Source organism: Muribaculum sp., from assembly GCF_029051885.1.
Classification (GTDB): Bacteria; Bacteroidota; Bacteroidia; order Bacteroidales; family Muribaculaceae; genus Muribaculum.
Window position 1 is genome coordinate 1 of the sequence record NZ_JAIDKI010000030.1, and the last position, 12,657, is coordinate 12,657.

Annotated in this window: 6 protein-coding genes; 3 read left to right on the forward strand and 3 right to left on the reverse strand. The window is 52.3% G+C overall.

Features of this window, described 5'->3' with window-relative positions; genetic code table 11:
* Positions 1 to 176: 176 nt before the first annotated feature.
* Entirely contained in the window at positions 177 to 1,994 is a 1,818-nt protein-coding gene (locus K2I50_RS01205; protein WP_301024429.1) for an alpha-L-fucosidase, read from the forward strand.
* A 110-nt stretch (positions 1,995 to 2,104) separates the two neighbouring features.
* Here the strand turns inward: K2I50_RS01205 and K2I50_RS01210 are convergent, their stop codons facing one another.
* Positions 2,105 to 3,253 carry an AI-2E family transporter gene (locus tag K2I50_RS01210; protein WP_301024430.1) on the reverse strand — a complete coding sequence of 383 codons (1,149 nt, stop codon included), beginning with the start codon at positions 3,251 to 3,253 and terminating at the stop codon, positions 2,105 to 2,107.
* Between the two features lie 40 nt (positions 3,254 to 3,293).
* Positions 3,294 to 4,328 carry a calcium/sodium antiporter gene (locus tag K2I50_RS01215; protein WP_301024431.1) on the reverse strand — a complete coding sequence of 345 codons (1,035 nt, stop codon included), beginning with the start codon at positions 4,326 to 4,328 and terminating at the stop codon, positions 3,294 to 3,296.
* Between the two features lie 139 nt (positions 4,329 to 4,467).
* Here K2I50_RS01215 and K2I50_RS01220 point away from each other — a divergent pair, with 139 nt between their 5' ends.
* Positions 4,468 to 6,567, forward strand: a complete 2,100-nt coding sequence (locus K2I50_RS01220) for an AAA family ATPase (protein WP_301024432.1) — start codon at positions 4,468 to 4,470, stop codon at positions 6,565 to 6,567.
* Between the two features lie 153 nt (positions 6,568 to 6,720).
* A complete protein-coding gene (locus K2I50_RS01225) occupies positions 6,721 to 10,473 on the forward strand; it encodes a glycosyl hydrolase family 95 catalytic domain-containing protein (protein ID WP_301024433.1) in 3,753 nt (1,250 codons plus the stop codon).
* A 130-nt stretch (positions 10,474 to 10,603) separates the two neighbouring features.
* Here the strand turns inward: K2I50_RS01225 and K2I50_RS01230 are convergent, their stop codons facing one another.
* Positions 10,604 to 12,145: an AlbA family DNA-binding domain-containing protein gene (locus K2I50_RS01230; RefSeq protein WP_526022934.1), complete on the reverse strand. Its 1,542-nt coding sequence runs from the start codon at positions 12,143 to 12,145 to the stop codon at positions 10,604 to 10,606.
* Between the last annotated feature and the right edge of the window lie 512 nt (positions 12,146 to 12,657).

Consider the following 12,657-nt stretch of genomic DNA (forward strand, 5'->3'; position numbering starts at 1 on the left):
TCCATCATCACAAGACAAAAATCACTCAGAGATATGCGACCCCAGCGTTAACAAATATTGGGGAACGGGGTCTTATTATTAAACAAGCTCTAAAAAATATGGAGTAAATATGTGAGTATATTAGGTGTATTATGGAGAAAATGCTAACTTTGGGAGAAATTACCGACCTAATAGACATGATTAGAAAAATAATGCCCGGAGGCGCGGCGATGCTTGCAGTCGGCGCTATGTTGCTCGGCGGATGCGGTGGCATGCGCAACAGCAGTTACTATGAGAAGAGTGTAGAGATTCCCTCTGATGCCACGGCCGAAGAGCGGGTCGATATTGCATCAAGAGTTGTCCCGACTCCCCAGCAGCTTGCGTGGCAGGAGCTTGGGCTTACCGCTTTTCTGCATTTTGGAGTGAATACATTTACCGATAGGGAGTGGGGCGACGGTACTGAAAATCCGGCCGTGTTCGCACCTACGGCGCTTGATGCCGAGCAATGGGTGTCGACACTTAAGAAAGCAGGCTTTAAACTGGTGATTCTTACCGCAAAGCATCACGATGGATTCTGCCTGTGGCCTACCGCCACTACCAACCATTCCGTAGCTTCGTCGGGCTGGCTCGACGGGCAGGGCGATGTGGTGGCTGCACTGCGTGCGGCCTGCGACAAGTATGATATGAAGCTCGGTCTCTATCTGTCGCCGTGGGACCGCAATGCCCCCTGCTACGGCGATTCGGAGGCATACAACGATATGTTTGTGGCCCAGCTGCGCGAGCTTCTGGGAAATTATGGAAAAATCGACGAGGTGTGGTTTGACGGAGCATGCGGCGAAGGTCCCAACGGCAAGCGTCAGGAATATGACTGGGAGCGCTTCCGCAAGGTGATGGAAGAGCTTCAGCCCGAGGCCGTGCTGGCCATCACCGGCGACGATGTGCGCTGGGTAGGCAACGAAAGCGGTCTTGGCCGCACCACCGAGTGGAGCGTCACTCCGCTCGTGCCGTCGATATTCCCAGGCAGCAAGGAGGCCAATGAGCGACTCGGCATCAACGCCATGTCGGCCGATCTTGGCAGCCGCGAGCTGCTGGCGAAGGCAGAAAGTCTACACTGGTGGCCGTCGGAGGTCGACGTATCGATACGTCCGGGTTGGTTCTACCACCCCGACGAGAAGCCCAAGAGCCTGCGTGAGCTTGCCGATATATATATTCAGTCGGTAGGACGCAACTCCACCCTGCTGCTTAACATTCCTCCCGACCGTCGCGGACTTATCGCCACGGCCGACTCTTTGCGTCTGATGGAGCTTGGCGAGTGGATTGACACCAATTTCTCGAAACCGGCAGGCACGAGCGAGACAGGCACGATAATCGCGTTTCCTGAACCCACTGAAATCAACAGTGTGGTCGCAGGCGAGGATATCTCAAAGGGGCAGCGTGTTGAAAACTTTATGATTGAGGTGCTCAACAGCGGAAAATGGCGTATGGTCGCCGACGGTACCACAATAGGCCATAATCGCATCGTGATGTTCAATCCGATGACCGTCGATGCCGTAAGACTTACCGTGACATCAAGCCGCGGCGAGCCTAACCTGAAGCCGCTGAAGGCATATCGTGTAGAGATGCCGGCTGAAGAACGTGCCGATACAGCCAACGTGCCCGACGGATACCGTGCGGTCGACGGTGTGACTGCGAGTCTGCAGGGCGACGCCATTCAGGTCACTCTGCCCGAGACGACAAAGATAAGCGGATTCATATACACCCCTCATGCCGACGTACGTCCCGGTACCATTTACCGCTACAAGTGTGAGACAAGTCCCGACTGGGGCACATGGACAGCGCCAGCGGGTGTGACCGGCGAGTTTGGCAACATCATGCACAATCCTACTCCGCGCACTGTCATATTCTCCACTCCGGTCGATGCCCGTGTGATGAAGCTGTATCTTAAGGAGGATGCCCGTGGAGCCTCCGGTGTATCGCCCTCGTGGTCTGACATTACACTTCTTGCCCGTCAATAATTCCAACGTAGAGAAAAGCAGGCTTCATTTCCGGCCTGCATGAATATCAAGTCGCCGCATCCCAACACCTGCATGGTGGTGGTGATGCGGCGATTTTTGCTGTCGGTATGTCAGGGCTTGTCGTCGGGCTGTGGCGTTACGGCGGCTGAACTGCGTGGTTGCGGCGGCGGCTGATGTTGCTGACCGGGCGGCGATGGCGCTGAGCCGATGACGTATTCCTTATAGTATGCAATCAGAAGGGTGGTCATCGGCAGGGCGATAATCATGCCTATAAGCCCCAGCACCGACCCCCATACCGAAAGGGCCAGCAGTATGATGGCCGGATTGAGTCCAAGGGTCTTGCCCATTATTTTAGGGGTGAGTATGTAGTCGCATATGCACTGGCTTACAGCGTAGACGAGCAGACACTGGCCAAGCTCGGGCCAGAAGTGCACGTGGCCGCTCATTGAGTCGATGAGACACACAAGAGCGACGGGGATGAGCGTCACATACTGGAAATAGGGTATGATGTAAAGAATGCCAACGGTAACACCGAGCACAATGGCCAGAGGTATGCCTACGATTGAAAATCCTATGCAGTAGAACACCGCCGCGCATCCGGCTATCAGTATCTGTCCGCGGAAGTAGCGGTTCATGTTGTCTTTCAGGTCGTCCTCTATGCGATATACGGTCTTGCGATACTTCATAGGCACCATGCGGCGGAATCCTGCCATGAGTGACGGGTAGTCGATCAGGATGAATATCACGTAGACGAATGTCAGCAGCCATTCGAGCGTGTGGAGCAGAAACTCGACTGTGGCGGCCACGAAACTGGAGCCTTTGTTGAGGAGAGCCTGTATGTGCTCATTTCCGAGCAGGTCGCTGAGGTCGAGCGAGGCTGCCCATCTTCTTATCGGTTCGATTATGTTGTCGGGTACAAACGGTACGGGCACATTGCTCCCCGAGGTTGTGCGCAGGATATCCTCCAGCTGATGTACCTCTTTTATTATCGACGGCACGAATATATGGCCGGCCAGAATGATTATGGCACTCACTGCCGCAAGAGTGAGCAGTGTAGGTATCACACGTCCCTTCATATGCAGCAGGCGTTGCAGAAACTCCACCACAGGCTCGAGCAGGTAGGCTATGAGGCATGCCACGCAGAACGGAAGCAATACATTGCGCAGTGAGTTGACAAACCATATGCCGCCGGCCAGCAGCAGGACCGAGGCGAGTATGCGCACTACGCGGTCGAGGGTGTATGGACGTGATGAAGCCATGGCATGACGTGATTATGGCAAATGGTTATGGCGTATGGTGTCAGCTTGCGGCGTTGACCACGAGATATACCATATATACGACATACACAGCCGCAAGTATCGCTCCCTGCAAGCGGGTGATTTTGCGCTTTACGATAACGTCGCCAAACAGAAGCACCAGCACCGAGCCCAGCACCAGGGTGCCGAAATCGACAAATGTAAGGTGCCCTGCGTTGAGCGGTTTTATAGTTGAGCAGAGTCCTATTATGAAGAACACATTGAATATGCACGCGCCCACAACATTGCCGATAGCTATCTCGGGCTGTTTCTTTACGGCTGCGATTACCGAGGTCGACAGATCGGGAATCGAGCTGCCTATGCCCACGATTGTCAGACCGATCAGCGCTTCCGACATACCCATACGCCTGGCAAGTCCGGAGGCTCCGTCGACGAGCCATTGTCCGCCGAATACGAGTGCCGCCAGGCCGCCCGCTATGCATACGGCAGCGAGCCAAGGCTTCATCTGGCGTGTGTTGTCGGCCTCGGTTGCCTCGGCCTTTTCCACACTGTGGTGGCGTATTGCGGCCGCCGTTTTCGGGCGTGTGGCTATAGGTTTGGTAGAGCGCGACTTGGCCATCTCCATCGTGTAGCACATGAATATCACAAAGAGCGAAAGCAGCATCAGGCCGTCGGTGCGGTTTACGATGTTGATGTCTGTGCCGTCGACTATACGGTCGTCACCACATATAAACAGTGCGATTGACGACAATGCAAGCATCGGCAGGTCCTTGAAAGCCATCTCCGAGCTGATAGTCACCGGTGCAATCATGGCTATTATACCGATTACGAGGGTGATGTCGAAGATGTTGGCGCCGAGCACATCGCCGAGCGCCAGTTCGGATTTCCCGGAAAGCGTAGATATGAAGCACACTACAAAATCCGGTGTCGAAGAGCCGAAGGCCACTATCGTCAGGCCTATCACAAGGCTCGATATGCCGAATCGCCGTGCTATCGACACAGCACCGTCGGTAAGATAATTTCCGCCGGCTATTATGAGCACGAGGCCGAGAATCAGAAAAAGAATGTCGTGAAACATAGTGCGTGAGTAGTTTATGTTGGTGCATGTTTAAGAGAAAGATTTTTAACATGCTCTGATATTTTAATAACAATACAGGCGGCATAAAAGATTTTTCAAGTATTTTGGTCAGGCACGAAATGATTGCTAACTTTGGGGTATGGAGCAGAAGATTGATCTGGACAACCCGGAGTTTCAGAATGTATGGAAGCTCGTGAGCTATACGCGCCAGTCGGTATTTATGACCGGAAAGGCGGGTACCGGCAAATCGACATTTCTTAAATACGTGTGTGCCAACACGCGTAAGAAATTTGTCGTGCTTGCTCCTACGGGTATTGCGGCCGTAAATGTCGGCGGACAGACTCTTCATTCATTTTTCAATCTGCCATTCAAGCCTGTCGTACCAGATGACCCTGAGTTCATGCCGCGCAATCTTAAGAGCCGCATGAAGTATAATGGCGACAAGGTGAAGCTGCTGCGGGAGCTCGAACTTATAATCATCGACGAGATATCGATGGTGAGAGCCGACATAATCGATTTTGTCGACCGTATCCTAAGGGTGTATACCGGAAACACCCGCGAGCCGTTTGGCGGCAAACAGCTGTTGCTCGTGGGCGACATCTTTCAGCTCGAACCGGTAGTGACGGCCGACATGCGCGATATCCTCGGTCGATTCTACAGTCAGAATTATTTCTTCAACGCCCGTGCATTCTCCGAGCTCCGGATTGTGCCTGTAGAGCTGCGCAAGGTGTACAGGCAGAACGACGAGGGATTTATATCCATGCTCGACAGGGTGAGGGTAGGGCGTCCGGCGCGTGAAGACATCATGTGTCTCAACAGCCGTCTCTCTCCGGCGGAGATACCGGCCGGAGGCGGCGCTGACGGAAAGATGCTTATGACTCTGGCCACCCGCCGCGACATGGTCGACTCAATCAACGGCCGCCATCTTGCAGCCCTCGATGTGCCCGAGGTGACATATACCGGCATCGTCTCCGGCGAATTTCCCGAGAGTTCGCTCCCCAATCCGCGCGAGCTGACACTGAAGGTCGGCGCACAGGTGGTGTTTGTGAAAAACGACGCCGAGCGGCGTTGGGTCAACGGCACAATCGGCCGTGTCTATATGGCCAACGACGACACCCTTATCGTAGAGACCGAGGATGGCGAGAAGCATCATGTGGAGCCTGCGGTGTGGGAGAATGTGCGCTATTATTACGACGAGAAAGAGAAGAAGGTAAAGGAGGATGTGCGCGGCACCTTCACGCAGTATCCTGTGCAGCTGGCGTGGGCCCTCACCATCCACAAGAGCCAGGGCCTGACCTTCAGCAATGTGCGCATCGACCTTGGCGAGGGTGCTTTCAGCAGCGGACAGGCCTATGTGGCGCTTAGCCGCTGTCGTTCGCTGGAGGGGATGAGTCTCGTAAGCACTATCAACGAGAGGGATATATTTGTAAATCCGGCCATTGTGCGGTTCAGCCATACGTTCAACGATTCGGCCCTCATAGCCTCGGCTCTTGAGCGCGCCCGGGCCGACGACGAGTATGCACGCGCCCTCGAGGCAGTGCGTGGCGGCGATCTGTCGGGCGCTTTCGACCATTTTACCGAGGCGCTGCGCTGTCGCAACGAGCTTGGCAATGCGCTCATGATGAGGTTTGCCCGCATGCAGTTGCGGCGCATAGAGCGGCAGAGCGATGAAATCGACACTCTGCACCGACGTGTGGCTGACGATGAGCGTCGATTCTCTGAACTTGCCGGCGAGTATGTGGCCATGGCCGACGAGTGCCGCCTCGAAGGTATGGATCCCACGCCCGTCATCGCCAACTACGACAAGGCGCTCAGTCTCGCCCCCGACCATGTCGGTGCGCTGATGGGGAAAGGACGCACATACTTCGACGCCGGAGCCTACGATGAGGCTCTCACATGTTTCGACCGTGCCGCCGAAGTTGCCTCCGCTCATGTGGCAGCTGATGTGGATTCCGCTTCCGGTGATGGTCAGGAAAGGGCCTTATGCGGGGGTACGGATTATCCACATGTGTTGTCCGACGCTCTGTTCATGGCCGGCCAGGCGTGCCACCGTACCGATGATTTCGCCGGTGCGCTCGACCGCTATCTCAGGGCCGAAGCCGGTAATAATGGCAAGAATCCCGAGCTCCACGACCGCATGGCCGACCTCTACGAGTCGGTTGGCGACGACACCTCAGCCTCTACCCACCGCGCCATCGCCCGCAAGCTCCGCACAGCCTCCCGCCGCCGCAAAAAGTAGCCTTCTTTTTCCGGCCGACTTTTTTATGTCGGGTGGTACGGAGATTTTTTGAGGGAATGATTATATTTGCGGATACGAAACGATATTGGCCGGTGTAGTCTGTGGACACACCGGCACATGAAACGATTATAATGGAATTTAATTGTATTGACGATGAAACGATTATTGAGAGTTGTGGCTGCGGCGGGAGTGCTGACAGCCATTTCCGACATCGGGCCGGCAGTATATGGCCAGGGTGTCGGCGTGGTAAATCCACAGCAGCCTGTATTGAAAGCCACTTACGACCGCCCGGCCACCGACTGGGAGGAGGAAGCTCTCCCTCTCGGCAACGGGTATATGGGCGCAATGGTGTTTGGCGGAGTATTCAACGAGGTGGTACAGACCAATGAAAAGACTCTGTGGTCGGGAGGTCCCGGCGAGGATGCTGCCTATAATGGTGGTCACAGGCATGCCAAGGCATCGGTGCATCGTGCACTTGGAGATTTCCGTACGACTCTACAGAAGAGCATGACGGAATTCACCTCAGGACTGGTGCCTGGCGGACTCAAAGACTATCCTGGCAATGCCAACTATTACGACGAGAAGGGCGCCCATGATGATTACGACGGCTCGGGAAAGGTGTTGAACGGACTGCTCGGCACGAAAGACCATTTCGGGTCATTTCAGACTCTCGGTGAGATACATATCGATGATACGGGTTTCCCCGCAATCATACCCGAGTCGATATGGACCAACTATGATAACAATCCGGGGTCGAGCCAGGTAATCAAAAGCGCGTTTGACGGGAGCACGTCGACAAAATGGTTTGCCGAAAATCACGACGGGCGCACATTTCCTGTCGATATCACCTGGGAGTATACCAAAGCCCCGGAAATCAGCGGCTACACACTCGGGTCGGGCAACGACATGCCGGTGCGCGACCCTAAAGCCTGGACTCTCTATGCATCCAGGGATGGCGTGGACTATGATGTCATCGACAGTCAGTCGGGCAAGTTCTGGACCGACGAAGAGCGCAATACCCGGAAATATTTCCGACTTCCGCATACAGTGTCGGGCTACCGCTGCTTCAGGCTGTCAATCACAGCCCTACAGGGTACGGGACAGAAACCCCAGCTTAGTGTGATAGAGCCTGACGTTGTCATTCCCGACTACCGTGATTACAGCCGCACGCTTGATATTGACGACGCCATACAATATGTGGAGTACACCGGCGGCGACACCCGATACCGGCGCGAATATTTCATGAGCTATCCCGACAATGTGATGGTGATACGCCTTACTGCCGACAAGCCATTTTCGCGGCGTATCAGTGTGGCGTGTCCCCATAGCGACTACAGCATAGCGCTCAACGCCGACGGTCAGATTGTGCTTACCGGATGGCCCACGCCCGTGAGCAATGTGCGCAGGCGCGAGAATGACAACTGGCGTGATTATCTGCGCTTCGCCCAGGTGGTCGGCGTACATTCATATGCCGGAGGCAAGGTGAGCGTGGATTCCGACGGCAAATCGATTCTTGCCGATGATGTAACGGAGCTTGTCCTGGCGATGTCGGCCGCCACAAACTATCGTCCCTGCTATGATGCCACCTTTGACTATATCGACCGCACGGTCGACCCGGTGGCCAAAGCCAAGGAGCGTGTTGACGCTGCTCTTTCAAAAGGATTCGATGCTTTGCGCGACACCCATCTCGACGACTATCATGCTCTATACCGCGCCAACCGCATAGAGCTTGGCACCGGCATTTCCGAGCCGACAGTATCGACCGACAGGCTGCTCGAGGCTTTGCGCGACGGAAATCCTTCAGACAATGACAAGCGCTATCTCGAGACTCTTTATTATCAGTACGGACGCTACCTGCTGATTGCCTCGTCGCGTCCCGGCTCTCTGCCGGCGAATCTTCAGGGGGTGTGGTGTAACAAGACAGCCGGAGCGTGGAATTCCGACTACCATACCAATATCAACGTGCAGATGAACTACTGGCCGGCAGAGCAGACCAATCTTTCGGAGTGTCATATCCCGATGATTGACTTTGTAAGGCAGGTGGCCCCTCATGGTGTAGCCACGGCACGGCATTACCACACAAAGCCCGACGGAGGCGATGTGCGCGGCTGGACCACATACCACGAAGTGAACGCCTGGGGCAATACGGCTCCTGCTGCCAACGGCACCCACTCTTATTTCCCTGAAGGCGGTCTATGGATATGTCAGGACATATGGGAGCATTACCTGTTTACTCAGGATAAGGAATTTCTGCGTTCTAACTACCGGACGCTGCTTGATGCATGCCTCTTCTGGGTAGATAATCTTTGGGAGGATGAGCGCGACGGCACGCTTGTGGCCAACCCGTCGCTCTCGCCCGAGCATGGCGATTTCTCGCTCGGCTGTACAGCCACACAGGGTATCATCTACGAGATGTTTACCGCCGCTATCGACGGTGCTGTTGTGCTCGGTATTTCTGATGATAAGGAGGTCGGCGAGATTATTTCGGCGCGCCGGCGTCTGTCGATGCCGAAAATCGGTCTTGGAGGCCAGTTTATGGAATGGAAGGATGAGGTGAGACGCGACCTTACCGGCGATGGCTCATGGGACCGCGACCTGCAGAGATACATCAATACCCACCGGCATACCAATCATCTTTTCTGGCTGCATCCGGGCTCGCAGGTAGTGCCTGGACGTTCCGACGAGGAGACAGCCTATGCCAACGCCATGAAGATTACGCTTGACACCAGAGGCGACGAGGGCACGGGATGGAGCCGTGCGTGGAAGCTGAATTTCTGGGCACGTCTGCGCGACGGCAACCGTGCACATTCGTTGCTCAAGGGGTGTATGAATCTTACTCATAACGGCTCAAACATGCCGGGCGGAGTGTTCCGGAACCTTTTTGACGCCCATCCGCCATTTCAGATCGACGGCAATTTCGGTGTCACCGCCGGTATGGCCGAGATGTTGATTCAGAGCCAGGGCGATGCCATAGAGATATTGCCTGCTCTGCCCGACGACTGGGCCGACGGCAGCTTCAGCGGCATGCGTGCACGCGGAGGCTATGTGGTCGACGCTCGTTGGGAGCACGGGTGTGTCACTATGGCTGTAATACTGAAGGACAAGGGTGAGTCGGGCGAATGCCGTGTGAAATTCCGCGGAGCCGGCAAGGCTGAAGTGGAGGGTGCTGTTGTAAAGCAACGCATCGGCGACAATGAGATGCTCCTTGATGTGGAGGCCGGCATTCCCGTCACTATTACGGGCACATACTGTCCAGCTCCTGAAGAGGAGAATCCCGAGCGTCCGGCTGTAACGTTCAACCATACTGTACCGGGCACGATAATCGCAGGTCTGTTCGATTCTGCCGAGGACAGTTATTTTCACAAGCAGGCTCTCGGGGGCACCGTATACAGCTCCTATCCTTTTAATCTTGGCGTTACAGCCAGTATAAACAGTGAGGGTAAAATAGAGCATACCAGCGACGGCGATTTCTTTGAGTATACACTGACCTGTCGGGAGGATGGCGACTACAATATCATATCCAGGGTCGGCGCGGATACTCCGTCACGTCGGCTGCGTCTGAGTATCGACGGGCGCGATGTATATACTTTCGGATTTGAAGGACGCGGATGGGCTGAGGATGCTCACTTCGATGTGGTCACAGACACTCCGGTAGCCATATCGGCCGGACGACACGTGATGCGCGCGAGCCTTGACACAGGTGGCGTCAATCTCAAAAGTTTTACTTTTGCCGGAGCCTCCTCTTCGGGCATCGACGGGATTCATAGCGCCGAGGATGATACTCCGGTCAGTGTATACTCAGTCGACGGCTGTATGCTGCGCAGCGGAGTGTCACCATCGTCGGCTCTTGACAATCTGGCTCCAGGCATTTACATCGTAGGCAACCGCAAGGTAGTCAAGTTGTGACTGGTATCTTCGGCCTTTCATAGCGGAATCACTCCCAACTAAGTATTATTGATTAGACCAGAAAGCCATAGAGCTGGCGCAGCATGTGCCAGCTCTATGGATTCTAAATGTATTGCAGTTGCGAATCTAATTAATTATGAATTTTAAGAATTGCTTTCCCTTTTGCTGTCAATCTATATTTTTGATTAGAAGCAGTTGGACTATCTGGGTGAAGTCGTTCAATAATACCTAAGTCAAGGGCTGGGTTAAGATATGATTCTCTAAAAGATTTAATCTCCTTTAATCCACATAGCCTCATGATTCCCTTTCTGTCAATATAGGATTCAGGCATAAGTCGGATTAGTTTGATAATTTTATCACTTAGGGGGCTGCTTGAGGGGCTGCTTGAGGGGTTGCTTGAGGGGTTACTTGGGGGTGTCAGTATTATCTGGTTATTTACAGGTACTTCATTATCTACATTTCCATCTTTTTTCTCACTATTATTTACAGGGCTATACGCTCTGGCAGTGGCCTTGAGAATGAATGCATCGAGATGATAGGTGGGAGGCCACATATCCACAGCTTCCATCTCACGGCTCATACGGTCAACGCCTTCTCCAAATTCTTTGACGAACTCATATGCTTTAAGAAACTGGGCAATATGGGGATTGCGGGAGAAGTGAGTATGTCTTATATTATCGGGTTTGACATTTCCGGGCAAGGTTCCTGGACTTTCAAAAACAAGTCGGTCATCAAACATCTTAACTTGTATTTCAGTGCCACGAATTGCATAATCTCTATGGCATTCAGAGTTGACCGTGAGTTCTTGCAGAACGAAATGTGGATACTCTCGTTTTGTTATGAACCGTCCGTTATGGCCAAGATACGTAGGTTCGTCAATCTGCAATTCGAGTAATTCCACCATCTTTGTTATCTGGTTGAGGATAGTACCCTCGAAAGTAATATCTTTGACAACATTCATTTCAGCACCGACTTTCTCTTCAGTGCCCTTGTATTTGATGAATCGTATTCTTGCACGTGGAAAGAAGCGTTGTGGATTTTTTCCAAAAAGTAGTATTGCTGCTGCACTGATTTGTTGTCCACGGTCGGTATTTTTTACATAGTCGTGGTTCTCGGTCAGAAATTCCATAATGGATTTTCCATATCCGAGAATATTCATATATGCTTTTACTGCCGACAAATCAAGATCATCAATAGTTGCACCAGTTACAGGAGTATCTTCAAAGGATTGTACACCTTTGTCATACATAAGCTGCATTCGCTCCATGAAAGATAGTTTACGTGATTTGTCTCCTATCCTCAGGTAACATTCATCATTCTGAGTTGCATGAAGGTCGACGCTTGGCTGAATATGAAACAGCAGTATTTTATCTGGTTTACCGAAACGATTGGTGCAGTCAATTAAATCAAATGTAGCCTTTACTGTTGGATTACAGAAATCATACGGTACACGCAGAAGATTATTAAGGTGTTGCTCGTTTGATAAAACTCCTTCAATTTCTCGTTTTCGGTCTGAAATGCCAACTGCGACTTCTCCTCCGTCAGCATTAGCCATAGCCACGAAAATGACGGCAAGGCCTTTGGGATCAATAGCAAAACTCTTGCAATCAAAAGTCTGTCCTTCCTTATGGGTCAATATGTCATCAATCGTCATGTTCATAATAATCTTCATTATTGCGTCTTACAAGTGCAAAGTTAAGAAATTGCCTAATATATTGGATATTACGGCGTATTTATTTCATATATAGAGAAAGACTGAAAATAATGTGTTATACATCGAGATTTTTAGAATATGTACAGCTATTAGTGATGATATCTTCAGAGCATTTCGAAAATCACCTCAAGCTATAGCCTCTATTGTATTATTAAACAAGCTCTAAACAAGCTATAACGTTCTTTTTTGATACTCTCTTAATAAGCGGCCTGATTGTTGCGTAAATTAAGGTTGATTAATGGGGGATTTACGAAAGAAATGATTAAATTTGCACTGAGAGTATGTTTGGATTTTACCTGCCGAAATATGTCATATAATTTCGGAATATCGGTACAGGTAAAGACGGACATGCACTTAGTGATTGAAAAACATCTCGTTTTTCTTAACCCTATGGAATTTAGAGCTTGTTTAATAATAAATGTTGCCGCCAGGGTCGTATAGCTTGAGACGATTTTCGATATGTGACGAAG

Bases quoted from the DNA above. Each gene is read 5' to 3' on its own strand.
- K2I50_RS01225 (WP_301024433.1), top strand. From the start codon at position 6,721: ATGAAACGATTATTGAGAGTTGTGGCTGCGGCGGGAGTGCTGACAGCC.
- K2I50_RS01205 (WP_301024429.1), top strand. From the start codon at position 177: ATGATTAGAAAAATAATGCCCGGAGGCGCGGCGATGCTTGCAGTCGGC.
- K2I50_RS01230 (WP_526022934.1), bottom strand. From the start codon at position 12,145: ATGAAGATTATTATGAACATGACGATTGATGACATATTGACCCATAAG.
- K2I50_RS01215 (WP_301024431.1), bottom strand. From the start codon at position 4,328: ATGTTTCACGACATTCTTTTTCTGATTCTCGGCCTCGTGCTCATAATA.
- K2I50_RS01210 (WP_301024430.1), bottom strand. From the start codon at position 3,253: ATGGCTTCATCACGTCCATACACCCTCGACCGCGTAGTGCGCATACTC.
- K2I50_RS01220 (WP_301024432.1), top strand. From the start codon at position 4,468: ATGGAGCAGAAGATTGATCTGGACAACCCGGAGTTTCAGAATGTATGG.